Annotated in this window: 26 protein-coding genes; 13 read left to right on the forward strand and 13 right to left on the reverse strand. The window is 64.2% G+C overall.

Going from position 1 to position 26,494, the window contains the following annotated elements; translation table 11 throughout:
• Positions 1-55: 55 nt before the first annotated feature.
• Genes ACS5PJ_RS10505 through ACS5PJ_RS10530 form a run of 6 tightly spaced genes read right to left on the reverse strand, consistent with a single transcriptional unit; the run spans position 56 to position 6,276 of the window.
• Positions 56-877 (reverse strand): sugar phosphate isomerase/epimerase family protein, encoded by an 822-nt coding sequence (locus ACS5PJ_RS10505; protein ID WP_439434829.1) that lies wholly within the window; start codon positions 875-877, stop codon positions 56-58.
• Positions 874-2,028 carry a Gfo/Idh/MocA family protein gene (locus tag ACS5PJ_RS10510; protein WP_439434830.1) on the reverse strand — a complete coding sequence of 385 codons (1,155 nt, stop codon included), beginning with the start codon at positions 2,026-2,028 and terminating at the stop codon, positions 874-876. Before ACS5PJ_RS10510 ends, ACS5PJ_RS10505 begins: the two co-directional genes overlap by 4 nt.
• Positions 2,029-2,033: 5 nt before the next feature.
• Positions 2,034-3,020 (reverse strand): ABC transporter permease, encoded by a 987-nt coding sequence (locus ACS5PJ_RS10515; RefSeq protein ID WP_439434831.1) that lies wholly within the window; start codon positions 3,018-3,020, stop codon positions 2,034-2,036.
• A 3-nt stretch (positions 3,021-3,023) separates the two neighbouring features.
• Complete coding sequence (locus ACS5PJ_RS10520; protein ID WP_439434832.1) at positions 3,024-4,532, reverse strand: sugar ABC transporter ATP-binding protein; 1,509 nt, start codon at positions 4,530-4,532, stop codon at positions 3,024-3,026.
• A gap of 56 nt (positions 4,533-4,588) precedes the next feature.
• Positions 4,589-5,749, reverse strand: coding sequence for a substrate-binding domain-containing protein (locus ACS5PJ_RS10525; protein WP_439434833.1), 1,161 nt, complete (start codon positions 5,747-5,749; stop codon positions 4,589-4,591).
• Between the two features lie 44 nt (positions 5,750-5,793).
• On the reverse strand, positions 5,794-6,276 hold the full coding sequence (locus ACS5PJ_RS10530) for a hypothetical protein (protein WP_439434834.1): 483 nt from the start codon (positions 6,274-6,276) through the stop codon (positions 5,794-5,796).
• Between the two features lie 197 nt (positions 6,277-6,473).
• On the opposite strand from ACS5PJ_RS10530, the gene ACS5PJ_RS10535 reads away from it, so the two are divergent.
• Positions 6,474-7,541, forward strand: a complete 1,068-nt coding sequence (locus ACS5PJ_RS10535) for a LacI family DNA-binding transcriptional regulator (protein WP_439434835.1) — start codon at positions 6,474-6,476, stop codon at positions 7,539-7,541.
• A 70-nt stretch (positions 7,542-7,611) separates the two neighbouring features.
• Here the strand turns inward: ACS5PJ_RS10535 and ACS5PJ_RS10540 are convergent, their stop codons facing one another.
• A complete protein-coding gene (locus tag ACS5PJ_RS10540) occupies positions 7,612-8,667 on the reverse strand; it encodes a 2,3-butanediol dehydrogenase (protein WP_439434836.1) in 1,056 nt (351 codons plus the stop codon).
• Positions 8,668-8,905: 238 nt separating this feature from the next.
• Entirely contained in the window at positions 8,906-10,696 is a 1,791-nt protein-coding gene (locus ACS5PJ_RS10545; RefSeq protein ID WP_439434837.1) for an NAD(P)/FAD-dependent oxidoreductase, read from the reverse strand.
• A 113-nt stretch (positions 10,697-10,809) separates the two neighbouring features.
• On the opposite strand from ACS5PJ_RS10545, the gene ACS5PJ_RS10550 reads away from it, so the two are divergent.
• From ACS5PJ_RS10550 to ACS5PJ_RS10560, 3 genes are read left to right on the forward strand one after another with little or no spacing between them, the layout of a single operon-like run.
• Positions 10,810-12,126, forward strand: a complete 1,317-nt coding sequence (locus tag ACS5PJ_RS10550) for a GAF domain-containing protein (protein WP_439434838.1) — start codon at positions 10,810-10,812, stop codon at positions 12,124-12,126.
• Between the two features lie 59 nt (positions 12,127-12,185).
• Complete coding sequence (locus ACS5PJ_RS10555; RefSeq protein WP_439434839.1) at positions 12,186-12,455, forward strand: type II toxin-antitoxin system TacA family antitoxin; 270 nt, start codon at positions 12,186-12,188, stop codon at positions 12,453-12,455.
• Positions 12,452-12,988 carry a GNAT family N-acetyltransferase gene (locus tag ACS5PJ_RS10560; RefSeq protein WP_439434840.1) on the forward strand — a complete coding sequence of 179 codons (537 nt, stop codon included), beginning with the start codon at positions 12,452-12,454 and terminating at the stop codon, positions 12,986-12,988. The genes ACS5PJ_RS10555 and ACS5PJ_RS10560 overlap by 4 nt, the downstream gene beginning before the upstream one ends.
• 39 nt (positions 12,989-13,027) lie before the next feature.
• On the opposite strand, the gene ACS5PJ_RS10565 is transcribed toward ACS5PJ_RS10560, so the two are convergent.
• Positions 13,028-13,765, reverse strand: a complete 738-nt coding sequence (locus tag ACS5PJ_RS10565; RefSeq protein WP_439434841.1) for a hypothetical protein — start codon at positions 13,763-13,765, stop codon at positions 13,028-13,030.
• Positions 13,766-14,237: 472 nt separating this feature from the next.
• Here ACS5PJ_RS10565 and ACS5PJ_RS10570 point away from each other — a divergent pair, with 472 nt between their 5' ends.
• Together ACS5PJ_RS10570 and ACS5PJ_RS10575 are read left to right on the forward strand one after the other, a co-directional pair.
• Positions 14,238-14,846 carry a hypothetical protein gene (locus ACS5PJ_RS10570; RefSeq protein WP_439434842.1) on the forward strand — a complete coding sequence of 203 codons (609 nt, stop codon included), beginning with the start codon at positions 14,238-14,240 and terminating at the stop codon, positions 14,844-14,846.
• A gap of 103 nt (positions 14,847-14,949) precedes the next feature.
• Complete coding sequence (locus ACS5PJ_RS10575) at positions 14,950-15,675, forward strand: hemerythrin domain-containing protein (protein WP_439434843.1); 726 nt, start codon at positions 14,950-14,952, stop codon at positions 15,673-15,675.
• A gap of 306 nt (positions 15,676-15,981) precedes the next feature.
• On the opposite strand, the gene ACS5PJ_RS10580 is transcribed toward ACS5PJ_RS10575, so the two are convergent.
• Both ACS5PJ_RS10580 and ACS5PJ_RS10585 read right to left on the reverse strand, forming a co-directional pair.
• The gene (locus tag ACS5PJ_RS10580) at positions 15,982-16,164 is read right to left on the reverse strand and encodes a hypothetical protein (RefSeq protein ID WP_439434844.1); all 183 of its coding nucleotides are present in this window, start codon (positions 16,162-16,164) and stop codon (positions 15,982-15,984) included.
• A gap of 720 nt (positions 16,165-16,884) precedes the next feature.
• A complete protein-coding gene (locus ACS5PJ_RS10585; RefSeq protein ID WP_439434845.1) occupies positions 16,885-17,595 on the reverse strand; it encodes an alpha/beta fold hydrolase in 711 nt (236 codons plus the stop codon).
• Between the two features lie 6 nt (positions 17,596-17,601).
• Between ACS5PJ_RS10585 and ACS5PJ_RS10590 the strand changes: the two genes are divergently transcribed.
• Positions 17,602-17,964, forward strand: a complete 363-nt coding sequence (locus tag ACS5PJ_RS10590) for a hypothetical protein (protein ID WP_439434846.1) — start codon at positions 17,602-17,604, stop codon at positions 17,962-17,964.
• A gap of 604 nt (positions 17,965-18,568) precedes the next feature.
• On the opposite strand, the gene ACS5PJ_RS10595 is transcribed toward ACS5PJ_RS10590, so the two are convergent.
• Positions 18,569-19,096 carry a hypothetical protein gene (locus ACS5PJ_RS10595; protein WP_439434847.1) on the reverse strand — a complete coding sequence of 176 codons (528 nt, stop codon included), beginning with the start codon at positions 19,094-19,096 and terminating at the stop codon, positions 18,569-18,571.
• Positions 19,097-19,373: 277 nt separating this feature from the next.
• Here ACS5PJ_RS10595 and ACS5PJ_RS10600 point away from each other — a divergent pair, with 277 nt between their 5' ends.
• From ACS5PJ_RS10600 to ACS5PJ_RS10615, 4 genes are all read left to right on the forward strand, one after another.
• Positions 19,374-20,174, forward strand: a complete 801-nt coding sequence (locus tag ACS5PJ_RS10600; protein WP_439434848.1) for an FxLYD domain-containing protein — start codon at positions 19,374-19,376, stop codon at positions 20,172-20,174.
• A 345-nt stretch (positions 20,175-20,519) separates the two neighbouring features.
• Positions 20,520-20,876 (forward strand): hypothetical protein, encoded by a 357-nt coding sequence (locus ACS5PJ_RS10605; RefSeq protein WP_439434849.1) that lies wholly within the window; start codon positions 20,520-20,522, stop codon positions 20,874-20,876.
• An 89-nt stretch (positions 20,877-20,965) separates the two neighbouring features.
• Positions 20,966-22,555: an alkaline phosphatase D family protein gene (locus tag ACS5PJ_RS10610; RefSeq protein ID WP_439434850.1), complete on the forward strand. Its 1,590-nt coding sequence runs from the start codon at positions 20,966-20,968 to the stop codon at positions 22,553-22,555.
• Between the two features lie 144 nt (positions 22,556-22,699).
• On the forward strand, positions 22,700-23,152 hold the full coding sequence (locus ACS5PJ_RS10615; RefSeq protein ID WP_439434851.1) for a DUF4383 domain-containing protein: 453 nt from the start codon (positions 22,700-22,702) through the stop codon (positions 23,150-23,152).
• A gap of 144 nt (positions 23,153-23,296) precedes the next feature.
• On the opposite strand, the gene ACS5PJ_RS10620 is transcribed toward ACS5PJ_RS10615, so the two are convergent.
• Complete coding sequence (locus ACS5PJ_RS10620) at positions 23,297-24,082, reverse strand: IclR family transcriptional regulator (RefSeq protein ID WP_439434852.1); 786 nt, start codon at positions 24,080-24,082, stop codon at positions 23,297-23,299.
• Positions 24,083-24,258: 176 nt separating this feature from the next.
• Between ACS5PJ_RS10620 and ACS5PJ_RS10625 the strand changes: the two genes are divergently transcribed.
• A complete protein-coding gene (locus ACS5PJ_RS10625) occupies positions 24,259-25,077 on the forward strand; it encodes a maleate cis-trans isomerase family protein (protein WP_439434853.1) in 819 nt (272 codons plus the stop codon).
• Positions 25,078-25,089: 12 nt separating this feature from the next.
• On the forward strand, positions 25,090-26,481 hold the full coding sequence (locus tag ACS5PJ_RS10630; protein ID WP_439434854.1) for an SLC13 family permease: 1,392 nt from the start codon (positions 25,090-25,092) through the stop codon (positions 26,479-26,481).
• The last annotated feature ends 13 nt before the right edge of the window (positions 26,482-26,494 follow it).

The following is a 26,494-nucleotide window of genomic DNA, read 5'->3' on the forward strand; positions in this document are numbered from 1 at the left end:
TCCTTCCGGAAGACGGGGGCAGTTGCCGTCTACGGCAGCCCCTGCGGTTGAAAAATTAGTTAGAGAGGAGCTTTTCCAGGTATTTCTTGCTCAGTTCTGCTGCGGCTCGGGGGTCGCCGTCGTAGTTGTCGAGTTCGACCATGAGCCAGCTGTCGTATCCGCTTTCGCGGATTGCGGCGATGATGTCGGGAAAGTCGAGCTCGCCCTGTCCCAGTGGCAGGAAATTGAAAGGGTCCTTCTGAAAGTCCTTGAGGTGGACGTGCCGGATCCTGTCGGGGTACTTCCGGATGACTGCGGCCGGGTCCGCCCCGCCGGCTGCAAGGTGCGCGGTGTCCGGGCAGAAGCCGATTCGCGTGAGCGGCATCAGCCTGTCCAGTTCCTCCGGGCTTTCGACGATGGTGCTCAGATGCGGGTGGTAGCTTGCCGACAGGCCGAAGCTCTCCGCGATGTCCGTTACGCTGTCAAGCGCCTCACCGAGGCGTTGGTAGTCCTCATCCGTGGTTCCGGCGGCGCGCCGTGCTCCGCCTCCTACTACAAGCCGTTCTGCTCCAAAGGTGGCAGCCAATTCGGCGGCACGGTGGATCCGGTGCAGCTCGTCGGGAAGTATGTCGGCGTAGATAAAGTTCGCCCCGGTGTAGACGCTTGCCAGTTCGACTTCGGCGGTACCCAGGATTTCCCTGAGTTCTTCAGGCTTCTCGGCGTATTCTGCGAGGTTGCCGTCAAACATTTCAATACCCTGGTAGCCCGCTGACGCGATGTCCTGCACTGCGTCCCGCATGGACCCGTGGGTCATGTAGAAAAGGTCCTTCACGCTCGTCACGCCTTGTGGGTGGCCAACGACGCCGCCCCAGGTGATGGAACAGTAACCGAGTTTCATTGCTTCTGCCTTTCAGCTGCTGAGGAAGACTTGAGTAATTCGAAAGGGGTGTCAGTGCCGGAAACATCGACCCACGTCTGCTGCGCAGCGGAGGCAATGACTGCATCGGTGATGAGGGCCGCGCGCAGGCCGTCCCTGAACGTGGGCAGGCCTTCGGGTTCTTGTCCCTGGACAGCCGCGTATACGTCGGCGACGAAGGCGTTGAAGCTGTCCTGGTATCCCTGGGGGTGGCCCGGTGGGAGTTTGGCGTACCGCCGACCACCCGGAGTTGTTAGCGTTTGCGGGCCGACCGCGATTTCCGAGTTGGACTCGGTACTGCCCACCTGAAGGGTGTCCGGTCGCTCCTGGTTGAAGCTGAATGACGCTTCGGTTCCGTCAAAGGAGAACCAGAGGCGGTTTTTGCGGCCCGGGCTCACCTGGCTGACCACCAGGGATCCTGTGGCACCTCTGTCCGTCTCGAACAGGAGCGTGGCCCCGTCCTCAGTGGCAACGGAGGACAACTGCCCGCCGGTTTCGCGTTCTTCGTATGCCCGGCTGGTATTCGCCACAAGCCTGGTGATTCTATGTCCGGTCGTGAACTCCATCAGGTCACACCAGTGCACGCCGATGTCACCGAACGCTCTAGAGGCTCCTCCGAGATTTGAGTCGACCCGCCAGTTCGTGGCCTCCGCGCCAACCAGCCAATCCTGCAGGTAGGAACCGTGCAGCATCCAGAGGCGGCCGGCGTCGCCCCGGAGGATACGGTCGCGGGCCTCGCGGACGGCGGGATAGAACCGGTAGACGAAGGGGACGCCCGTGACGACACCTGACCGATCGGCGAGGTCCGCCAGTTCCCGGGCATCCTCAACACAGGTGGCGAGGGGCTTCTCGCAGACAACCGGTTTCCCCGCTGCGATAGCCTTGCGTGCGAGGTCGGCGTGGGTCGCGTTCGGGGTGCAGATGTGGATGACATCCACATCTGCCCGTGCGATCAGCGCTTCAGGAGATTCGGCTGCGGTTCGGGCGCCGAGCGCGGATACTGCGGCTTCGGCGGAAGCCTGGCTGCTCCCGGCGACTGCCATGACTTCACCGCCTGCTGCGCGCACCGCATGGGCGTGGACAGAACCCATGAATCCTGTTCCGATAATTCCGGCGCGTAGTTGGAAAGTCATGTGTGCTACTTCTTCCGGGCCATAGCGACGGCCAGGATGATGATTGCGCCGCGGACAACCTGCTGCTGGCTGCTGTCGAGCCCGGCGAGGATCAGTCCGTTGTTGATCAGGCCGATCAGCAGGGCGCCGAAGAGTGTGCCGATGATGGAGCCGAACCCGCCGAAGAGGCTGGTTCCACCCAGGATGACGGCGGCGATGGCAGAGAGTTCGTCTCCCGATCCCCACTGGAACCGTCCGGATTGGAGGCGCCCGGCGTAGAGCATGCCGGCGACGCTTGCCGCCATGGCCGAGATGAGGAGAACCTGGAATTTGATGCGCTTGGTGTTGATGCCGGTGAAATCTGCGGCGTTGCGGTTGCCTCCCGTGGCCAGGACCTGGCGGCCGAATCTGGTGCGGTTCAGCACGACGGCGCCGATGGCCACGAAGATGGCACTCCAGACCACCAGGCCGGGCACCGGGCCGAAGTCACCGGACCCGAACAGCACGTTGAAGGTGTCGTCCAGAATCGGCTGCGGGGCCGAGGCGGTGATCCACTGCGCGACGCCGACGGCGATGCCCAGCATGCCCAGTGTCACCAGGAAGGAAGGGATTCCGAGGAGACTGACGAGTGCACCGTTGACGGAGCCGACTACGAGCCCGACGGCGAGGCCTGCGAGGATGCCGGGGACCAGGCCCCACTGAGCCAGTGCCATGGCCGTGCAGACGCTGGAAAGGCCCGCCACGGAGCCCACGCTCAGGTCGATTTCCGCGCACGAGATGACGTACGTCATGCCGACGGCGATGACCGTGATGGTGGCCGTCTGCCGGAAGATGTTGAGGAGGTTCTGCGGGGACAGGAAGCCCTGGTCCCGCAGCAGGACGGCGAAGAAGATGAAGACGACGACGAAGCCGATGTAGATGACGTAGCGCCGCCAGTCCAGCTCTTTCAGCATGGACCCAAAATTGCGGGTTACCGCGGCATCGGGCGGGGTGATGGTGTTTGCGTTGCTCACTGTTCAGACTCCCTGGACTGCAAGTTGGAGATATTCCTCGCCAGCGATCTCGCTGCGGGGGATGTCACGGATGACGGAGCCGTCCTTGAGGACGAGGACGCGGTCGCTGACCGCAAGTAGTTCGGGGTACTCGGAAGAGATGACGATGACGGCTTTGCCGGCACTGGCGAGTTCGCGGATCATGTCCAGGATTTCGCTTTTGGTACCGATGTCGACGCCGGCCGTCGGTTCATCGAGGATGAGGATGTCCGGATTAGTGCCCAGCCATTTGGCGATGACCACCTTCTGCTGGTTTCCGCCGGAGAGCAGCCGCACCGGACGGTGGGGGTGGGCCACCTTGACCGCGAACTTCTTGATGAGGGATGCCGAGAGTTCCCTGCCTTTGGCACCGTCCAGCAGCGGTCCGCGCCTGATCTGGCCAAGCAGCGGCAGCAGGAGGTTGTCGCGGACCGAATGGTCCAGGACAAGGCCCTGCGCCCGCCGGTCTTCGGGGATGAGGGCGATGCCGGCGTCGATGGCCTGCTGCGGTGAGGCTATGGTGCTTTTCTTCCCCCTGATGAGGATTTCACCGCTGTCACGCCGATCGATGCCGAACAGTGCGCGTGCGAGTTCGGTGCGCCCGCTTCCCATGAGCCCGGCCAGTCCCAGGATTTCGCCGGGCTGAAGCGTGAAGGAGATGTCCTTCACCCGCCGCCCGACGTTCAGGCCGCGGACCTCCAGCAGGGGTACTCCCCCATGGGCCACGGTGTCCCGTTCGCGGTAGGCAAGTTGGCCTTCGATTTTCTTGCCAACGATGCCTTCTACGATCTGTTCGGGGGTCACTGCGGCCAACGGTTCGGTCAGGAGCCGGCGGCCGTCGCGGAGAATGGTGATCCGGTCCGCGAGCCGGTAGACCTCGTCCATGCGGTGGGAGATATAGATGATGGAAATGCCGCGCTGCTTGAGCCGGTCAATCAGTTCGAAGAGTGCTTCGGACTCGTGCCGGGCAAGGCTGGCAGTGGGCTCATCCATGATCAGTACCTGGGCATTCTGCGAGAGTGCCTTGGCGATCTCGGTCAGCTGCCAGTACGCGGTACCGAGCCGGGAGACCTCAGCCTGGGGGTCTACATCGACCTCCATTTCGGCGAAGATTTCCTTGGCCCGCCGGACCGAAGCCCTGTCGTCAATGAACCCGCCCGCGCTGAGGGGCTCGGCGGCAAGGAAGATGTTCTGGGCCACGGTCAGGCTGGGGACCAGGCTGAATTCCTGGAAGACCATGCCGACGCCGGCTGCCTTGGCTTCCTGGATCGAGTTGATGACGGTGGGTTTCCCGCCGATGAGGATTTCGCCCGCGTCCGTCTGGTAAACGCCCTGGAGGATCTTCATGAGCGTGGATTTCCCGGCGCCGTTGCCGCCTGCCAAGGCGTGGACTTCGCCCTTCCGGACGTCGAAGCTGACGTCCTTCAGCACGGAGACACCGTTGAAGCCTTTGGAGATCGAACGCATTTCGACGGCATTGTCTGCGGTGTTCATTGGTGCCCTTTCGGGACAGTGCGGGGGCATTGCAGCCCCCGCACGGTCAGGTCTGGCTACTTTTTGTAGGACTCTTGGATGTCCTTGGGGGCGTCCTCGTGGTAGACCTGCTTCCAGGCTTCGAGGACGTTGGAGTGATCCACCGGCAGTGCGCTCAGCGCCACGTAGGCCGGTGCCTGCTTGCCGATGAGGGCTCCTGCGGCCAGCCGGGCCTCAGTGACGCCTTGGTCGAAGGGAACCTGGGCGCCGAGGCCGACGACGAGCTGGTCTTTGGCCAGGGCGATGGCGACGTTCTTGCCGAGGTCCTCGGTGGCAATCTTCAAGTCCGGCCGGCCGGCGGCGCGGGCCGCAGCCATGACACCTTCTGCCGGGACATCCCATACTGCCCAGATACCCGAGAGGTCGGCGTACTTGCTCAGCATGGCGTTGGCGGCAGCCTGCGCGTCACCGGCGAAGTCCGGACCCGCGATGCCCTTCTCCTCGACGATCTGGATTTCGGGGTATTCCTTGGTGATCGTTTCCTTGAAGCCCTGGTAGCGCTGCTTGGTCACAAAGAAGTCAGCCTGGTGGAAAACAAGTCCGATCTTGCCCTTGCCGCCGATGGCCTTGGCCATCTGGTGTGCGGAGACGACGCCGTTTCCGTAGTTGTCCGCGGAAACGACCGAAACGTAGTCCGTGCCGGCGGTCAGTCCCTGGGGAATGTTGTCCATGAAGACGATCTTGGTTCCGGCGGCCGCGGCCTTCTTGTAGGCCGAGGCGGTGGCAACGGGGTCGGTGGGGATGGACACAATGACGTCCGGATTCTGCGTCATGACGGTCTCGAGGTCGGAGACCTGCTTGTCGGGCTTGAAGTTTGCGTCCGTTGTGGCAATCACCTGGATGCCGAGCTTTTCGAACTCGCTCTTGAGGCCGTTGGTCTGGGCCGTGGCCCAGTCGTTGCCGCCGTAGTGCATCACGATAGCGGCTTTGGCATTGAGTGCCTTGACCTTTTCAATCTCCTCCGGCGTCAGGTCCGCAACGGAGGCCGGGGACGGAGATTCACCGTTGGGACCCTTGCTCAGGACCTGTCCCTTGATCTTGTCGAGGGCCTGCTGGGCCTTCTCGGAAACGCCTGCATCAGGGGCGTTGGAGGTGCTCGCGGTTGAACTGCTGCAGGATGCGACGGAAAGGGACAGAACTGCGGCCAAGGCCACCAGGGGAAGCCTGCGGATCATCATTGTTCTCCAGTGCTTGTATGGAATGGGTGGTGTGGTTGTTTGAGTCAGGCCAGCGCTAAGGCGAGGGCAGGGGGAACCGGCGACAGGACAAGGCCGCCTGCGGCTGCGGCCGCACGGACAGCGGCCGCCTTATCGGAAGCCTTCACGAAGGCTTCCGCGTGGACCTTGTCTACGAAAAGGCCCAGCGAACACGGTCCGTGGTGGGCTTGCACCCACCTCACCGCCTCCCCTGCCGCCTTTGGCATGCCGCCGGCGGCCTCGGCTACTGACCCCTGGATGGTCGTCAGTGACACAGGCGTGCCGGATTGGTCGAGAGAAACAACCAGGCTTGCCCACAGGGTGTTGTCATCGAACACGCCGACAACAGCCGAGGAACCTGCGGGGACAAAAGTGCGGACAGCTGCTGCGAGATCATCACGTGCTGTGCCCGTAAGCAGTACCTCAAGATGTCCCCACTGGGCTTCATCAACGGTCCGGAAGCTGGTCCCGGGATCGAGCGAAAGAGCGGCCGCGATTGTGTCGCTCATCCCGCTCACTCTCTGTCCAGGTTGCCTTCCGTGAACGCTTACGAAGCTTCCGTAAACGTTTACGGTATTTAGCGTAAACGCTAACGGAGATGGTGTCAACGATCACGTGGCAGGCTGGTGTGGGCGCAGGGACGTAAGCTTAAGCAGGCTCACAGCTGTCCCAGGCTCAGCTCGCACAGTGCAGGACAAGGAGAGGCATGGCAGGCATGGCAGTCCGCCGGGAGGGCAATGACCGGCCTCCGGCAGAACCGTCGCGCAGGAAACCGACCATCAACGATGTGGCGCAGCTGGCCGGCGTCTCCTTTGGTACTGTCTCGCGGGTCCTGAACGACGCGCCGGACGTCAGCGCCTCAACCCGCGAACGCGTTCTTCAGATCATCAAAGACATCGGCTACCGGCGGAACCGGGCAGCCACGGCACTGGTTACCAGCCGCTCGACGTCCATCGGCATACTCTCCGACGGCTCGCCCCGGTTCGGACCGGTGGGAACGCTCCTGGCGCTGGAAAACGTTGCGCGGAAGAAAGGCTACGCCGCAACAGTCATCAGCGTTGAGAAGCCCTACGAAGACTCTGTTCAAGACGCCCTCGACAGCCTGGACGATAGCGGCGTGGGAGGGATCATCGTCATCGCGCCTGTTGTTGATATGGCGGCAGCTGTCTGGAACGCCACATGCCGCGTACCGGTGGAGATGATCGCCGCCGGAGCCTCGTCGACTCCCAATGTCTTCACCTACTCGGAAAATCAGGAGCTGGGAGCGCGGCTGGCCACCCAGCACCTTATAGACCTGGGTCATACGGACATCGCCCATATTGCCGGTTCCATGGACTGGTTCGATGGACGGGTCCGCAAGCGCGGCTGGGAAGCGGCGCTGCGGGATGCAGGGCTGGAGCCGCGGCTTTGCATTGAAGGTGACTGGAGCCCAAAGTGGGCCTACGAGACCGCGCTCCGGCTGGTACGGGAACAAAAGGTACCCCAGGCTATCTTCGCGGCCAGCGACCACACGGCCCTCGGGCTAATACGCGCTTTCGCTGAAAACGGGATCCGGGTGCCGGAGGATGTGAGTGTGGTCGGTTTCGACGACATCGAGGGTTCAGACTACTTCCTGCCTCCCCTGACCACTGTTCGCCAAGACTTCACGGCTTTAGCGCTCATGAGCATGGAAGTGCTTCTTGGTGCAATGGAAGGGCGGGAGGTAGACCGCACCCCAATCGCACCCACTCTTGTTGTACGCAACAGCGCCCGCCAGGCGACCTCCCACAAGTAGAAACCGGGCAGAAGAACGACGGCGGCATTTGCCTCCTGCCATCAACTTTCCTGACGTCCGCCCGCCACACCTACGGATGCACCAGCACTTTCACGGCCGTGTCCTTGTGGTTGATGAGGGTATCGAAGCCCTGCGCCACGAGGTCATCCAGAGCGATCCTGCCGGTGATGAACGGCTTGAGGTCCACTTTGCCCTCCTGCACCATCTTGATGACGGCGGGGTGGTCCCGGACGTAGGCGATGGTGCCGCGGAGGTCGATCTCCTTGAGCACCAGCTTCTGCATATCGATGGTGGCCGGCGCACCCCAGATGGACACGTTCACCACAACGGCGCCCGGCCGGACGGCGTCGAGCATGGTGTCCAGCACGGCGTTCACGCCGGCGCACTCGAAGGCGACGTCGGCCCCGGCTCCCCCGGTGAGTTCCCGGACCCGCGCGGGGACGTCCTCCTGGCTGGGGTCAAGGACGTGGTCGGCCACGCCGCTGGACGTGGCTTTTTCCTTGCGCGCCTGGGTGAGCTCGCTGATGATCGTGCTCACCCCCATGCCCTTGAGGACCGCGGCGGTGAGCAGGCCGATGGGACCGGACCCGCCCACCAGCGCCGTGTCCCCGGCTTTCACACCGCTGCGGGCCACTGCGTGGTGGGCCACGGACAGCGGCTCGATCAAGGCCGCCTCATCCAGGGGAATGCTGCCGATCGGGTGCACCCACCGTTGGTCCACCACGACCTTTTCACTCAGGCCTCCCCCGCCGCCGGAGAGCCCGATGAATCCCATCTGCCGGCACAGGTGGTAGCTGCCCGCCTGGCACATGTCGCAGTCGCCGTCCACAAAGTACGGTTCGACGACGACGTTGTCGCCCACTTCCAGCCCCTCCACACCCTCGCCGATTTCTGAGACAGTCCCCGAGAATTCATGCCCCAGGGTCACCGGCGATTCCTCGTGGGAGAGCGGGTGCGGATGTCCGGGCGCGGGACAGAAGATGGGGCCTTCCAGGTATTCGTGCAGGTCGGTGCCGCAGATGCCGCACCACGCGACGTCGATCTTCACTGCCCCGGCCCTGAGTTCAGGCTCCGGAACGTCCTCGATGCGGATGTCCTTGCGGGCATGGAAACGTGCTGCCTTCATGATGATCCTTCCATTCTGTGAACGTGAATATCCTCGAAGGGCCCGGTCCTGCGGGGCGCCCGGGCCGCACCCGAACATCCTCGCACCGGTTCCGGAGGTTCGGTAGGGACCTTTGGTTGGTTGGTTGGTTGCCGGCGAAGAAGGGTCCTGTGCCGCGACGGCGGGCTCAGGCTGATGCTCTCCCTCCCAGTGGTCGAGCATGTCGAAGACTGGCCTCGGCAGGCTCAACCACCGTGGATCAGCGCGTGTGGTGGGTGGGCTGCAGTTCGTAGACAGTCGTGTCCAGTCCCTCCATGCGTGCCTTGAGCTGCAGGGCCAGGTAGGAGGAGTAGTGCCGGCTTTGGTGCAGGTTTCCGCCATGGATCCAGAGGTTGGCTACGTTGGTGGGCTTCCACATGTTGCGCAGTTCCCCTTCCCAAGGGCCCGGGTCCTTCGGGGTGTCCGAGCCGTAACCCCAGCATCTTCCCACCTGGTCCGCCACTTCGGGAGAGACCAGATCGGCCAGCCAGCCGTTCATGGAGCCGTAGCCGGTGGCGTAGACAATGAGGTCCGCCTCGAGCTCGGTTCCGTCGGCCATGACCACGGCGTTTCCGGTGATTTTGGAGACCTGGCCGGACTTGAGCTTCACCCGCCCGTCGATCAGCAGCTGGGAAGCGCCGACATCGATGTAATAACCGGAGCCGCGACGCAGGTACTTCACGAACAGCCCGGAACCGTCCACGCCGAAGTCAAGGTCGAAGCCTGCGGCCTCCAGCTGGGAGTAGAACCCGGCGTCGCGTTCTGCCATCGCCTGGTACACCGGCACCTGGGTTTCGGCCAGGATCCGCATCGGCAGCGAGGCGAACAGCAGGTCGGCCTTCTCGGTGGTGACCCCGTTGGCGAGGGCCTCCTCGGAGTAGAGCCCGCCCAGCGCCAGGTCCATCAGGGATTCGCTGCGGGCGATGTGCGTGGAGGACCGCTGCACCATGGTGACGTCGGCGCCGTGCTCCCACAGGTCGGCGCAGATATCGTGTGCCGAGTTGTTGGACCCGATCACCACAGCCTTCTTGCCCTCCCAGTCTCCACCGCCCGGGTGCTGGGAGGAGTGCCGCTGCTCCCCCAGGAAGCTCTCGGCGCCGTCGAACGCGGGGATGTTGGGGTAACCCGAGACGCCCAAGGCGAACACCAGCTGCTTGGCCCGCAGGGTCACAGGTTCGCCGTTGCGGACCACGTTGACCACCCATTCCTGGGTGCCGTCGTCGAACGCCGCCCCCACGCACTCGGTGCCCGACCAGTAGTTCAGCTCCATGATCCGGGTGTAGTGCTCCAGCCAGTCGCCGATCTTGTCCTTCGCGGCGAAGACGGGCCAGTCGTCCGGGAACTGCAGGTAGGGCAGGTGGTCGTACCAGACCGGATCGTGCAGGTGCAGGGACTTGTAGCGGTTCCGCCAGGAGTCCCCCGGCTTCTGGTTCTTTTCGATGACGATGGCGGGGACGCCCATGCGCCGCAGCCGGGCCGCGAGGCCGATGCCGCCCTGCCCGCCGCCCACAATCACGCAGTAGGGCTGCTCGTCGTGGCCGAGCCTCGCCTCCTGCTCTTCCTTGAGCTCCAGCCAGGACCGGCGGCCCTTGACGATTTCGTGGGCAACGCCCTTTTCGCGGCGCGGCCCCTTCTTCTCCTCGAAGCCCTTCAGCTCCTTCATGGTGGTGAGCAGGGTCCAGCATTTGCCGTTCCGCAGCCGGAGGTGGCCGTAGCCGCGGGCGGCGCCGGTTTCGAAGGTGATCCAGGCTTCCACGGCGTCGGCGTCGCCGGTGGCGTCCTCGGCGAGTGCCCAGTTGGCGGGCTGCACGCGGTCAAGGGTGGATTCGAGCATCCGCCGGATATCGGCCTTGCCTTCGAGCGTCTTGAGGTTCCAGGTGAAGGCGACGAAGTCACGCCAGTAGCTGGTGTCCTCGAAGAGTTCCAGGGCTGCGTCCACGTCGCGCCGCTGAAGGGCGTCATCCAGGCCCTTGAGCCAGGCCTGCGCGGCTGCAGTGGGTGTTTCGGTCATGTCCACTCCTTTGTGTGATGGTCCGTGTAGCTGGTGGTCCGGCGGCCCCGATTCCGTCCCGGCCCCTGCGATATGCTGGGCGGACGTGAGCTGCATCACCCCAGTGAAACGCAGTGGGGGTTACAGCAGCGTTGCATCAGCACTGCATGGTCGACGGCGACCGGCAGTGGGAGGGAACCATGGACCACGGCCTGAAGTTTTCGGACCCGGCGAAATATTCGCGGGTGCTGCGCCGCGCCCACGAACTGGTGATCTCCGGCGTTCCCCGTCCCGAGATTCCGGAGCCGCTGGCCGATTCGTGGCGCCGGTCGATGGCGCTGGGCATCAGCCCCGACCAGCACAGTCCCCGCCACCTGCATGAGGTCTCCGAGGTGCTGGAGCTGCGGCGGGAACACCGGCTGCAGCTGGTCATGCCGGCGCTCAGGGAGCTGCTGGCCGATGAATCCGGCGATGGACGGCACCTGCTGGTGCTGACGGACGCCGGCGGGGAGATCCTGTGGAGGGTGGGCAGCCCCCGGGTGTTGGGGCGCGCGGACCAGCTTGAGTTCTCCGAGGGTGCGGACTGGTCGGAGGCCGGGATCGGCACCAACGCCATCAGCGAGGTCCTGGTCACCGGCCGGCCGGTGCAGCTGTTTTCCGCCGAGCACCTGGTCCGCACCCACCACGAGTGGGCCTGCACCGCGGCACCCATCAGGGACCCGTTGACGGGTAAGTTGCTGGGCGTGCTTGATGTCTCGGGCCCGCTGGAGTCCCTCACCGCGGACACGCTGCGTATGGTGCGGTGTGCTGTCAGCATGGCGGAGATGCTGCTGGCAACGCCCGACGGCGGGAGGCCAGCGGGGGCCTCGGGGTCCGTTGGGCGCCCTGCACAGAGCGCGGTGGAACGGCCGACGGCGGCTGTTGCGTCGCTCGAACTGCTCGGCGACCGGCCGGCTGCGGTTTTCCGTGACGGCAGCCGTGTGCCGCTGACGCTGCGGCGTGCGGAGATCCTGGCGCTGCTGGATTCGCGGACGCAGGGTTGGTCAGCGGAAGAATTGGCGTATGAGCTTCACGGCGATGCGGGCATCGCCGCCTCCATACGAACGGAGATGTTCAGGGTGCGGTCCCTGCTGGGCGACGCTGTGGCGTCGAACCCCTACCGCCTTGTAGCGGGGCTCGCCGGGTGTTCCGATGCCGGGCGCGTGCTGCGGCTCCTCCGTGAGGGCAGGGTGGCTGAGGCGCTCGACGCCTACCGCGCTCCTCTGCTCAGCCGGTCCGGGACCATGGCCGTGCAGCTCCTCCGTGACCGGCTGGACCTGGCGCTGGGAGCCGCTGTGCGATCCAGTGGTGACGCCGGGCTTATCAGCCGCTGGCTGTCCACGGCTATGGGCTCCGCGGATTCGGCGGCTGTGGAGGCTCTGGGGCGCCTGGCGGGTCGACGGGACGAATAAAGACTCCTACTTCTAACCGTACAAGTGCCGTACACTGTCAGAAAGGAGGCTGACATCCCATGACAAGCACCAAGACACGACGGTTAGAGCTGCGCACGGACGAAAGCACCGATGAATTAATTACCGAAGCCGCGGAGCTGCTTCATGTGACAAAGTCGGCATTCGTCGCTGAAGCCGCGCGGCAGGCTGCCCAAAAAGTAATATCCCGGTCGGACGTCACGCTCATGGCACCGGAGATCTTCGACGCCATGATGGCCTCCCTCGACATACCGGACGAGTCCGCAGAACTGGCAGCACTGTCCAAGCTGCCGCGTCGTATTGCTCGATGAGTGAGCAGACTGTTCGCGTTGTGAAGCTGGCCCCCGGGTACGATCTGGGGGCCTTTGACTGTGGTGAAGCAGCCTACAACCAGTGGCTGACAGACTATGCAGGTCAGGCCGTAGAGGCCGGCGCCAGCATGGTTTATCTGCTGGTCGAACACCGGCCCGGCGAAGCTGAACGGGTCGTAGGATACTTTGCCATCTGCCCCACGCTCGTGGTCCGGGACGGTATGCCGAAGCCGCTCCAGCGGGAAGTACTGCGCAATGCGCCTGGATGGCTACTGGCCAAGCTGGCGCTAGACGTTTCCCTGCGCGGCGACAACATCAACCAGTGGGGGTGGCAGCTTCTGCGTGCGGCGCTCGAGACGATCGTGGGGGCTTCGGAGCTCGGCGGTGGCCAGATAATCGTGGTCGACGCCGACAATCCCGGCTTGGTGGACTGGTATGCCCGTCACGGATTTCTTTCAACCGGCGGAGGCAACTTGAGGATGTATATGAAGGTCGCAACTGCACGGAAATACCTGGGAACACCCCCAAGCTGAGCGGGCAGTTCAGACTCCACACAGCAGGTCTGGTTTGCCCTACGGAACCCCGGCCGCCGCTTCCGCCGCGGCCAGAGCCTGGGAGAACCTGTCCACCGCGAGCTTGTAATCAGCCGGATTGCCCGTGGTTCTCGCGTGGTCGGCGGTATGCCTGGCCCTGATCATGGCCGCCGTGGTCGGGAGGGAAGCGTCAGACATCGCGGGGTAATCGAACTGCAGCTGCGGGTCAACCTCATAGGTGAGCCACCGCCGGTTCAGCAGATCGTGACGGCCGGCGGTCCTGCCGTATTCCTTCACCTCCGCCAGGGAAAGGTGCGCCAGCGATTCGGCATCGACGCGTGTCGCCAAGGACACGGCCCTCACCGCCTCGCGCTGGCGGACAAGAGCGTCTTCGGTCCCCGTCGCCAAAGGGGTGACACCCTTCTGGACGAACTCGACGTTGAATTGGTAGGCCTGGATCTCCGCCGGCGACATGAAGTCCAGGTCACCGGGAGATTTCCTCGGCAGCTCCCTGAAGCCATACGGGCTCGCTACGCTGCTCCGGGGAACCGGGTAGAAGTACTTTCCTCCCACAAACCCGCCAACGGCTGCGACCCAGAACAGCCAGTCAGGAGAATCGACCGACACGGCCCCGACGGCTGCGCCCAGCGTGCACGCTATATGGCCACGTGTCAGGAGGATCTTGGTGCGGCCGAGCCGGTACACACGGCGAGGACGGTCCAGCTGCTTCTCGTGGAATGCTTTGAGCCTGACAGCCCATTCACTGGCGTTGCTCACCAGTCACGCTCCTGAGTCATGATGACGGCGGCACTGCCGTCGACGCGGACACCGGGCGACGTGCTGCTGCTCGGCCTGGCCGCGCTCAACCGAACACCGGTGTAGGACGTGACCGGTACGGTCCCCCCTCCCCAAAGATACCTTTTCGGCGGGGCGGACCCGTCTTCGCCGGACTTCGGTAAAAGACGACGGCAGTAACGGACGACGGCGCCGGGCCGGGTCAGGCGCAGAAGTCCCGGGACGCCGGGAAGAAATACGTCATGAAATGTTTTCGTAATTACTAAGGAAGGCTGTACTGTTCCGGAGTTAGGTAAACCTAATTCCCTAGGAACATCATGACTCCATCGACGCCGCCCGCGCACCGCCGCGCGCCCGGCCACCCCGGCTTCCGCCGCAATGCCGTCCGGCTCCGGCCTTCTACCGCCGCCGCCGGGTCCCCACCAACCCCGGGCAGGGACGATAGGCCACAAAGGTGACGGCCCCTGCCCTGACGACGGCCGAACCGGCCCCCGGAACGGACCGGCAAGTGGCCGGCAAGACCAAGAAGACCCGGCTGTTCCTGCTGGGCGTGCTCTGCACCGCCGGATGGCTGGCCTCGGTGCTGATCGGTCACAACGTGGACTGCGGACCGGAACTCCACCGCGTCGGCCTTGCTGTCCACATCCTCGCCCTGGTCCTGTCCTTCGGCACCATCCTGGCGGTGGACTGGCTGGGTCTGCTGTGGCTCTTGGGCAAGGTCCACATGCATGAATCGGGCAAACTTGAAGCCGCAGCGAAGCCCCTGATCTGGGGCGGACTCGTCCTGCTCCTGGCCTCCGGAGCCCTCATCGACCCCGACCTGGCCAACCCCGTCACCGCCATCAAGCTCGGCTGCGTACTGGTCCTGATGCTCAATGGACTGAGCATTGCCCCCGCCATGCACCAACTGATGGCGCTGCCTGCTGAAACCCGGTTCGGCGGACTCGGCCGCAGGCTAAGGGCACGGCTGATGATCGCACTGACCATTTCCCAGGCATGCTGGTGGACAGCCGTGCTGATCGGACTGATCAACAGCACCCTGCGGCGCTGGTCAGGGACCTGACCGGCGGAAATCCGCGGCCATTGTTCGGCAGGAGGGGCAGGCGATACCATGCTCCCGGGGAGAGGTCGTGGTCTCGGACTGACAACAGTTAGGGGCATTCCAAGTGACCGACTTCTTCACCATGCAGCCCGGCGAGACCGCAGCTCCCCTGCCGCCCGGGCCCGTACTCTGCACTGGTACGGCCGGCATGCGGCGCATTCACCGTTTTTTCCTGTGGGCCTACGACGAGGCACCCGGGCTGGTGCGTTCCGCCGGAGCCGGCGACACCGCCCGCGCGGCTTACGTGGGGGAAGTGCTGGGGAACTTCGACAAAGTACTCCACACGCACCATGAGGGCGAGGACCTGCTCATGTACCCGCAGCTGACGGAACGGGCTCCGGCGTGCGCGTTGCACATAGGGCAGATGCTCGCGCAGCACAAAGCTGTCACACAGCGGCTGGAGCACATAGAGCCCGTGCGCCTGCGCTGGATGGAGACGGCCGAGGCAGAGACCGGCCGCGAACTGGCTGCACTTTACGAGGACCTGTCCGAAGTCCTCCATGTTCACCTGCGCCGCGAGGTCACCGAGATCATGCCCGCCGTGGACAGGGTGATGACGGAGGAGGAGATGAACGCGGTAGGGCAGCACGGGATCAAGAAGTTCGACAAGAAGTTCATGGTCGCTTACCTCGGGATGGTGCTGGCCACGAACCCGCCCGCTGACCGGAAGGAACTGTTCAAGGAGATCCCCGCACCGGTCCGCCTCGCCTACCGGCTCATCGGGCGCAAGATGTACCGGAAGCAGTACTCGACGCTCTTCCCGGGGCGGCCGATTCCGGAGACACTGTAGTCCGCACACCCGGCTCGTCGGCCGATGAATCCGGCGAAGGACGGCACCTGCAGGTCCTGAAGGACGTGGCGGAGGGGTCGCTGCCGGCAACGTCCGACGGCGGGATGCCGGCGAGTGCCTGGGGCCGGTTCGGCGCCCGGCACGGAGCGCGGTGGAACGGCCGACGGCGGCAGTTGAGTCGCTCGAATTTTTCGGATGCTACTAACGAGGAACCGATCGATGTCGAGGCGCTAATGCAGGCACCGATAGGCGAACAGGATCACGCCAGCCCGGACGAAACGCTTGGAACCGAGGGCGCGGCGCGAGTCAACTCTTCCGAGGGACGTTGACGCGGACGTCTGCGGCCTGGACTTCATCAAGCACCCACCGCTGGTACTTCGGGTGGTCCGGGTATCTCGCACGAAGGTAATCCCGGACGACCTTCCCCGGTCGCTGCTCGTCGGTATAGCCGAGTTCACGGGCGAGTTCTGCAGGTTCATAAGTAGCCACAAACCTGATTGTAGGCCGGGACGGGGCTTCTATACCGTTGGTTTTGAGCGACCCCATTTGACCTAAGTCATGCATTGCTAGTGAACAGTCCGGGCAGCGGCTCCTTCTACGGAACCTCGGCCGCGGATTCCGCCGCTGCCAATGCCTGGGAGAACCTGTCCACCGCGAGCTTGTAATCCACGGGGCTACCGGTGGATTACTCGTGGTCGGCTGCGCGCGTTGCCCTGACCATGGCAGCTGTCGCCGGGAGGGAAGTGTCGGACATCGCTGGGTAATGAACTGCAACTGCGGGTCAACCTCATAGGTGAGCCACCTCCGCTTCAGCAGAGCATGACGGTCGGCGGTTCTCCAATGTTCGTCACATCCGCCAGGGAAAATGCGCAAGTAACGCGGCGTCCACGCCTGTGGCCAAGGAAACCGTCCTGACTGCCTCACGCCGGCGGCCACGAGCCTGGTCAGTCCCCAGGGCCGGAGGCGTGAAACCCTTCTGAACGAACTCGACGTTGAACTGGCAGGCCCGTCCGCCGGCGTGATGAAGTCAAGTTCTCCCGGAGATTTGCTGGCCAGCTTTCTGGAGCCGTATGGGCTCGCCACGCTGCTCCGGAGAACCGGGTAGAAGTACCTTCCGCCGAAGGATCCGCCTCCTCAGGTGCCGGCCGGTTTCGGAGCCTGTCTGGAACGCGTCCGGGAACGGCCATGTCACTGTTAAGTGAGGATCCTTCATAAGGCCGTGGAAATCCGTGCGAGCCAATCCTTCACTAGCGCGGCAGTAAGGTCCGGGCGCTCGAGATGGGCGTTATGGCCAGCGGCGTCGAGCACCGCGTAGGTACCCCGGACATAGTGGTCGCGGAGTTTCCACCCGTCCTCGTAGCCAGTCACATGGTCCTGACGGCCGAAAAGGTGCAGCGAGGGCGCCTCGAATCGAGCGGGATGCGCGACCTCCGGTTCGACAGCGAGCGCATACTCCGACGCCACCTGTTCGAGAACGCTTTGGTTCGCTCCGCAAAGACCAGGAAGCGCGTACCGGGTGAATGCCTCGAGTGTGGCCTCGCTCTGGACGACAGCCATCTCTTCGTAGTCTGCCCTCCCCTGTCCTGCCAAAGCCAGGACGGCGGGATCCTCCAAAACAACCTGCCGCCGGGGAAGGCTGCGCGCTTGATGGGCCGGCTCGTACACACCCGCAAGAGTAGCCAGGCCAAGGATCTGGCCCCGGCGCTCGTGAGCCACGTACCGGGCAATCATGCCTCCGAAGGAGTTGCCGATCAGCGCGAAGGGCCGGTCTCCCAGCTGCTCCCGGATGTCGTCCAGAGCCCCCTCCGCGACGTGGGTGGTGCCGCTCGCGTTGGTGTCAGCACTGCCCTCGGCCCACGGCAAGTCGATATAGATCCGTTGCCACCCGCACCCACTGATGGCATCTTCCAACGGCAGCATGATCCGATGATCTACACCGAATCCGTGGATGACGACGAGCGGAAGGCCTTCTCCCAAGATTTGAGCAATCACGAACCAGAGCCTACAGCCCCAGCCCGGCGATTACCGGGCGCCTGCTCTGTCGCGAAGATCGAGCGCGTACTTCACGTATTTGACTGGCGACGCGTCCGCACAGTGGCCAGTCATCCATGTCGTCGCTGCGATGAATCGGAACCCGCAGTGTTCGGCTACACCGAGCGATGCCGTGTTCCGGGAGTCAGCGCGGATGATTGCCCGGTCACCGATATCCTCGTCCGCTATGTAAGTGCAGACCAGAAGGACTGCAGTGTTGAAGACGGACATATTGCCGGGATTAGCGCCAATGTTTGAGTTGGCGAAGTCCTTGAGGTCCTGCGGATCCGCTCCGGGTAGGCCGTCGGCACTGAACACCTGCTGGTACTTGGCCCAGTATGGTTCGACCCTTGGCTCAGGATCGGGCTCTCGCGCGAGAAACTAAGCCTTGAGTTCATTGGCCCGTGCGAGCTTCCCCGGATCGACGTCCCCCGGTTTGGGAAATCTCCTTTTAATGTCTTCGAGGTTTGGCAGGGGCACCTTTTGCCGCGCCGGCTCCCCTCGAAGCCACTCGAGTCCGCAGTTCTGCACTTGAGCCTCCGCTGGGACCCTGTTAGCAGTTCGACTCGCACGACGTGTTCGTCGTTTTGGCAGGAGGAACAGTCAAGATCAATTGCCATAGAACTTACTTACCGTCCGAACACCTTAGTATGGCGCTACATAGGGCGCTCCGAACATCAACAGTCGCAGATTCTCTCAATGGGGGAACGGTATTGTCCAACGTCGGGGGTGCCTCAGGACATTCTGCCCGTCCGCTGAGACGGGACAGGCAGACCTATGTCTAGTTCTAACAGCCGCCTAGACCTACAGAAGCCCTGCATGTGATGCCGTGCAGGGCTTCTGAAGTTCGGACGAGACATGGTTACGAGCCGACTGCGGCCTTGTACTGGTCGTTGACACTGGGGCTCAGAACTCCGCTGACACGCAGGAGGACGTTGCCCTTCTGATGGTGCCATTCAGTGCCGAATGCAGGCCCAGCCTTCTTCAAAATACGCAAGATGTACTCAGAACGTGCTGTTGCATCTGCCTCGTTGGCGAACACTTCCACCACCGCTCCGCTGTCGATACCGGTCTCACCCGGGGTTGCACCAGCGTCTGCAATCCACGCTGCCGAGGTGTACTGGTTGGGCCGGCCGAGGAGCTTGTTGCTATCCAACTCCTCCGTGACCGTGGTTATCCCGGTGATGCTGGGGACTTTTGCCTTGAGTTCCGTTGCGACTGCGGTCGCGTCAGCGGCTTTGGTGGGAGTCAGCGTCGGTGTCGGCGTCGGTATGGCCGATGATGAAGTGGCTGCTGGAGCGGCCGTTGTTACTGCCGGCTGAGTTGAAGGGGCCGAGCAGCCAGCCAGGATGACTGCCGCCACCCCAAGGGCGACTAGATGTCTATGCATAGATCCGATGATACGGGTGTGAACGACAGGTCGACTGTGACGCTCCGTAGGACGTTTCAGGAATCAGCAGTCGGTTCAGAAGTGCCTGCCCGGTACGTGCATCGAAACGCCTTGGAACGCGCAGATCCCGGCCAATTCCGCCCTGGGGAGACCGCGAATCGTCATGGAACAGCGGAATACCGTCTATTACTCGCAGTTCGTGTACTAATTACCCGTACAGATCATCCTGTCCGCCGTCGATGACGACGCGGGCAGCACGCACTCTCAGGGGGACACATTGAATAAGCGTTTAGGTGCCGTAGCGGCGGCCCTGCTGGCACTGGCAACAAGCGGATGTGGCGCGCCAGCCACTCAGACCGGTGGCGGTAATGCGGCCGCCACCAGCACAGAGTCGGCCGCATCAGCAACGCCGTCAGCCGCGGCCGAGGTGAAGATGGGAACAACGGCGGACGCCATCGCAGGCGGTTGGCTCGCCGGTACCGCCCAGCCCGCCTTCCCGGCCGGCGGAGTGGGCAAGGTCGATGTGGTGGCCTCCGCCCCGATAGAAGTAAACTCCGCCGGGCTCGTGACGCTGCCCGTCGCAGTGCGTAATGGCACCAATGAGACGATCACAAGTGTCGAGGTCAGCGGGGCCGCCATGGATGAAAGTGGCAAGATACTAGCTTCCGGCCGAAGCCAGGGATTCTCCCCTGCTGTGGTGCCAGCAGGGGGTGTCTCTCTGGGTTACGTATTCTTTAGCGCGTCGCTGCCGACCACGGCAAAGCTCGAATTCACGGTTGCCTCAAAGCAACTGAAAGGCGATCCCTACTTTCAGGACCTAAAGGTCGACCAAGCTAACGCCATGGCGACGTCAATCACTGGGAAGGCAACCAACACGTCGAAAAACAAGCTCAAGGGACCCTATGGAGTTCATGTCACTTGCTTTGACGCTGTCGGTTCGCTACTGAGCAGCCAAACGGGATACGCCTCGCCAGATGCGGACCTGGCTGCGGGACAGAGCGTGACTTTTCAGGTGGACTTCTACGACAAGCCGTGCCCTACGTTCCTGGTTGGAGTCTCAGGCTACGGGCCACTGTAAGCGCCAACGGGGACACCGTCCGGACCGGGAAAATCTGGTGGCATCGTTCTGGAGGGCCCCGGACGGAAAACATCTCCGGGCTTTGAAGCGAGGGTCGCCCGTCCGCAGCCAAACTCTGGGTTGCGGACAGGCGACTTTGCTTGTCCCCTCCCACGGAGTAATGTTTTGGCGCCGTGATGGCCGATTTGCCAGCAGGCTCAAGGCGTCAGTGAACCAAGGAAGTCAGTGCGGTAAGGCTGCCCTGGCCAACTCGGTGGGCTGAGCGACTCGCCACGCCCATGTTTCAGGTGATTCATGAACAGAAATCACCTGATGCAATCGAGGTCCGGGAAGCTAAAATAGACCATGTTGGTCTTCATCGGACTCATACTTTGGATTGCTTTCCTCCTTGCCGTTTTTGTCATTTGTGGCATCCTCTGGGGCCTGTCCCATCTGGCACTGGGGATACTGAGCCTGGTAGCGCGGCCCGGCCAGAAGAGAGCCGCCGGCGTCAGGCGGAACCCTCCCCAGGTCCAGCGCCCCATCCCCCACCGGGTTCCGCCCCGGGCAGTAGCCCCAGTTCGCAACGTCGCACCGCGGCCTGCACCAGCCCCTGCCCCGTCCGACATCTGGCCCAAGTGGACTCCGGCCCACCGGCGCTACGTGGACGAGGAGCTGGCCCTCTGGCAGAAGCAGTTCGACGCCCTGAACTCCCGCAAGTAGGGACAACACAACAGTTCTTGTCACGCAGTTAACCGCGCATTCATACCGCTCTCACAGCATGTCCAACCGGCCGCCGTACGGTCGGGGCCATGGACAACATTTCACGCAGATCCCTCCTGACCGCCGGCCTCGGGGCCGGTCTCGTCGCCGCCTGGCCGGGTGCCGCCGTCGCCGTTTCAACAGCGGACGACGCCGGCCTCCGCACCGATCCGTTCCTGCTGGGCATCGCCTCCGGCGAGCCGTGGCCGGACGGCTTCGTGATCTGGACCCGGCTGGCGCTGGACCCGGTGGCCGGAGACGGCCTGGGCGGCATGCCCTCCCGCAACGTCGCGGTGGCCTGGGAAGTCGCCGAAGACGCCGGCATGCGCACTGTAGTAGCCCGCGGCGTCGAGCAGGCCCGGATCGAAACCGCCCACTCCGTGCACGTGGAGCTGAAGGGGCTGCGCCCGGGGCGCGAATACTTCTACCGGTTCCGCACCGGCCGGCACATCAGCCCGGTGGGCCGCACCCTCACCAGCCCGGCGCTGCACGAAACGCCCGCGGCGCTGGCCATGGCGTTCGCCAGCTGCGCGCAGTACGAGCACGGCTACTTCACCGCCTACTCGCGGCTGGCGCAGGACCACCCGGACCTGGTGCTGCACCTGGGTGACTACCTGTACGAGTACAAGAAGGGCAGCTACGTGATCGGCGGCGGCAACCCGCGCGACCACGAAGGCCCGGAGACCACCACCCTGTCCGGCTACCGCCAGCGGCACGCACAGTACAAGGCCGACGCCGACCTGCAGGCCGCGCACGCGGTCGCACCGTGGCTGGTGGTGTGGGATGACCACGAGGTGGACAACAACTGGGCGGACGAGGTCCCGGAGAACACGGATCCCGCCCAGCTGAACGACACCACCGAGCATTTCCGGCAGCGCCGGGCCGCCGCGTTCCAGGCGTACTACGAGAACATGCCGCTGCGGGCCTCGTCCGTGCCGGCCGGGTACGACATGAAGATCTACCGCACCATCCAATGGGGCCAGCTGGCCAACTTCCACATGATGGACACCCGGCAGTACCGCGACGACCAGCTCGCCGGCGACGGCTGGCGCAAGAACGTCACCGAGCGCCTGGCCGAGGACCGCACCATCACCGGCGCCGAGCAGGAGAAATGGCTGCTGGACGGCTTCAAGAACTCCACCCAGCGCTGGGACATCCTGGGCCAGCAGGTCTTCTTCGCCGAAAGGGACAGGAACGCAGCCCCGGAGATCGACGACGTCTCCATGGATGGATGGGACGGCTACGCCTCCTCCCGCCGCCGCATCACCCAGGGCTGGATGGACGCGAACGTCCGCAACGCCGTCGTACTGACGGGAGACGTGCACCGCAACTGGGCCAACGACGTCAAGGTCGACTACAAGGACCCCGCCTCCCCCGTGGTCGGCTCCGAACTCGTGTGCACCTCCATCACCTCCACCGGCAACGGCACAGGCTCCACCGCAGATCCAACCATGGCCTGGAACCCGCACCTGAAGTTCTACAACGACAACCGCGGCTACGTGAACACCACCATCACCAAGGAGGCGATGACCGCGGACTTCCGCGTCCTGGACTACGTCACGACGCCGGGATCCCCCGTCAGCACGAAGGCCTCCTTCGCGATCCAGGACCGCGTTCCGGGACTCGTGGCCCGGGGGTAGCTGGCTAGTGCGGTCGGGCAATTTATAAACTCTGCACCCATCCGCAATCCGACATAGCCCGATTAGCTGGTATAACCCGTCGGTTAGGCAGGCAAAAGAAAAGCCGGCGAAGCCGCAACCACATATCGCTTCCAGGAGTTCACCGTGGCAACACACACCAACACCCCCACCTCAACCCGCACCAACGTCCAGAAGGCATCCATGGTTGTGGGTGCCGTGTTCCTGCTGGTCGGCGTGCTGGGCTTCGTTCCGGGCATCACGGCCAACTATGACCAGCTGCACTTCGCGGGGCACCACTCCGAAGCCCTGCTGCTGGGCCTCTTCCAGGTCTCGGCCTTGCACAACATCATCCACCTCCTCTTCGGCGCGGCGGGCCTTCTGCTGGCCCGGACGGCCACGGGCGCCCGCTCGTTCCTCCTCTACGGCGGCATCATCTACCTGGTCCTGTTCGGCTACGGCCTGGTGGTCCCCCAGGATTCAGCCGGTAACTTCGTTCCGTTGAACGGCTTTGACAACGTCCTGCACCTGCTGCTCGGCGTCGGCATGGTTGCCCTCGCCGTGATCCTCACCAAGGGCCACGCCAAGGCACACGCCTAGGCCGCTCCCGCCGGCGGTACTACCGCCACATCAGTAATCGGCAATGGTCCCGACAGCAGCTTCACATGCTGTCGGGGCCATTTTGGCCTTACAAGCAACCATCAGAGCTGGGCGCCGCCGCTGGCCCGGCGGTTGGCAGAAGTGTCAGCCAGCCGCGTGGGTCCCGTCATACCCCAGTGCGCGGCTGGCTTCGAGGCCTGCGCGGGCGACCACAGGACCGAGCCGTTCAACGTCCGCGGGGCGGATCCGCTGGTTCGGGAATCCCAAGCCGATAGCGCAAGCGAGCCGCCCGGCGTGGTCGAACACAGGTGCGCTGATGGAACCAACGTCCTCGTTCCGTTCCCCGAAAGCCGCGTAGAACCCTTGCTCCCGGGCCACCGCGGCCTGCTGCCGGAGCAGCTCCACGGAGACCGGCGTGTCCGGGGTAAAGCGATCGAGGCCGTGCTCGTCCAGGGCGTCCCACGCCTCAGGGTCGAACGCAAGAAAGATTTTGCCCGGGGCCCCGGCGTGAAGCGGCATCACCATGCCCACCATAAACGGCCGCATCACCACGTGGCGCGTCTCCGCCACGGCAATGATGGTCCGGAAGGCCCCGTCGCGGACGTACAGGCATGCCGTTTCGCCGGTCTCATCGCGCAACTGCTGCAGGACCGGCTTCACCAGCCGGACCACGTCCAGCCCGAATGTCCCGGGCGTAGCCCAGCGGACCAGCCCGATACCGATCCGGTACCGGTCGCCGTCGCGGTCCAGGAAGCCCTCCCGCAGCATGTTCTGCACCAGCCGCTGGCAGGTGCTGGACGGCAGCCCCGTCATGCGGATGATCTGCTGGAGCGTCGGCTCCGGCGCTTCGACGGTAAAACAGTCCAGGATTTCCGCCACCTTGTGCAGGACCAGCAGGGGTGAGGCCCCAGCGCCCGGTTCCGTCGCCACTACTTGCACGTCCTTTCCACTACTTTTCCGCGAGCAGCCTCCAGCTTAGTGAGCCGGAAGCGGACCCTCGGAACGTGATCTATTTGACATCCTACCGTCGTGACCCACATCATGGGAACCGAACCCGCAGTGTGGGTCACACCCCCCAAGTATCAGCACAACGACGTGGAGAAACCATGAGCATCCCCGACATCACTTCCGAAACCGCGCCCGAGCCCAAGCGCCCCGGCTCCTCCCGGGTGGGACTGATCGTCCCCAGCTCCAACACCACCATGGAGACTGAACTGCCGGAGCTGTTCCGCCGCCAGGCCGAGGCGACCGGCCACAAATACACGTTCCACTCAGCCCGCGCCGGCATGAAGAAGGTCACCCGGGAAGAGCTGCTGGCAATGGTGGGCAAGGCAGCTGACTGCGCGGAGGCGGTCTCGGACGCCGATGTGGACGTCATCGCCTATGCCTGCCTGGTCGCCGTCATGGCGCAGGGCCCCGAAGCCCACGTGGGCTCGGAGAAAGTCATCGCGGACGCCGCCGCCGGCAACGGGCACCCTGCCCCCGTCACCAGCAGCGCAGGCGCCCTGGTCCGGACCCTGCAGGAAATCGGCGCACAAAAGGTGGCCATGATCACCCCCTACATGAAGCCGCTCACCCAGATGGTTGTGGACTACATCGAAGGCTCGGGCATCACCGTGCTGGACGCGATCAGCCTCGAGGTGGCGGACAACCTCGACGTCGGCTGCCTTGACCCGCAGAACCTGCCCGCGCTTGCCCGCAGCCTGCAGCGCGAAGGTGCAGACGCTGTGGTGCTTTCCGCCTGCGTCCAGATGCCGTCGCTGGCCGCGGTCCAGGCAGTGGAGGACGAACTGGGGCTGCCCGTCATCACGGCGGCCACGGCCACCACGTACGAGATTCTCAAGGCACTGGGCCACCAGCCCGCCATCACCGGAGCCGGCAGCCTGCTGTCCGGCGCCGGCGTCCTCACACCCGCGAACTCCTAGGCGGGCGGCACCGTGTCCCTGTCTCTCATCGCGTTCCTGGTCCTGGTGGCGGCCTTCGCCGTCGGCTCCTTCACCAAAATCAACGCCGGCCTGCTGGCCACCGTGGCCGCGTTCGGCGTCGGAACCCTCCTGGCCGGCATGTCCATCAAGGACGTCATCGGCCAGTTCCCCGCCGGGCTGTTCTTCATCCTGGTGGGTGCCACCCTGCTCTTCGCCATTGTCCGGATCAACGGCACCATCGATCTGCTGGCGTACTGGGCTGAACGCCTTGCCGGCGACCGGAAGATCCTGGTCCCCATCCTGATGTTCCTGCTGACGGCCGCCTTGGCTTCGGCCGGCGCGTTCACCCCCGCGGCCATCGCCATCGTGGCGCCGGTAGGCCTGGCCCTGGGCATGCGGTTCGGCATCAGCACCCTTGCCATGGGCCTCGTCATTGTCCAGGGCGCCAACGCCGGCGCTTTCTCCCCGGTCAACCCCTTCGGCGTACTGGCCAACAAGATGCTGGACAATGCCGGAGCCTCGGACGATTCCTTCAAGCTTTACGCCTACTGCTTCGTCTTCAACGCCATCCTGGCCGCGATCGCCTATGTCCTGGTCCAGGCCATCATGAAGCGCCGCACAGTCAAGGTGGGGGCCGCTCACCAGGCCGGTGACGCTGGAGATGTAAGGCACGACGGCGGTGCTGCCGCTCCCTCCGGAAGCAGCGCGACAGGCCCGGCCGGGACAGCCACGGCTGTCCTTACCGCCCCGGCGCATACCGCCGTCGGTACCTCAAACACCACCCGGACCGGCACCGAGAAGGTAGCCGCAACGCCCATGCGGATCCTCACCCTGATAGGCATCGGCGCCCTGCTTGTGCTCACCACCGTCCTGGGCCTGGACGTCGGCGTCGCTTCGCTGGTCATTGCCACCGTGCTGATCGTCCTGGACTCGAGCGTGCAGAAGCCGGCAGTGGAAAGCATGCCGTGGTCCGCGATCATCCTGGTGACAGGCATCGTCACTTACGTGGGCATGCTGGAAAAGATGGGTGCGTTGAAGGAACTCCAGGAAGGCATCGCCGGCCTGGGCAACAGCTCCCTTGCCGCCCTGCTCACCAGCTATGTGGTGGCCATCGTCTCGGCCTTCGCCTCCACCACCGGCACCCTCGGCGTGATCAGCCCGGTGGTGGCACCCATTGCCATGGATCCGCTGCTCACCCCCATCGGGGTTGTGACGGCCATTGCCATCAGCTCCTCGGTGGTTGACGTGAGCCCGATGTCCACCAGCGGCGCCCTGCTGATGGCGAGCGCGCAGCCCAAGGACGAGCGGATGTTCTTCCGGGCGCTGCTCCTCTGGGCCATCGCCATGATCGGCGTAGTGCCGCTCCTGGTGTGGTTCGTGTTCGTGCAGCTCGGCCTCGGCTAAACACTGCGAGGCT

The organism is Pseudarthrobacter cremeus, from assembly GCF_051857465.1.
GTDB lineage: Bacteria > Actinomycetota > Actinomycetes > Actinomycetales > Micrococcaceae > Arthrobacter.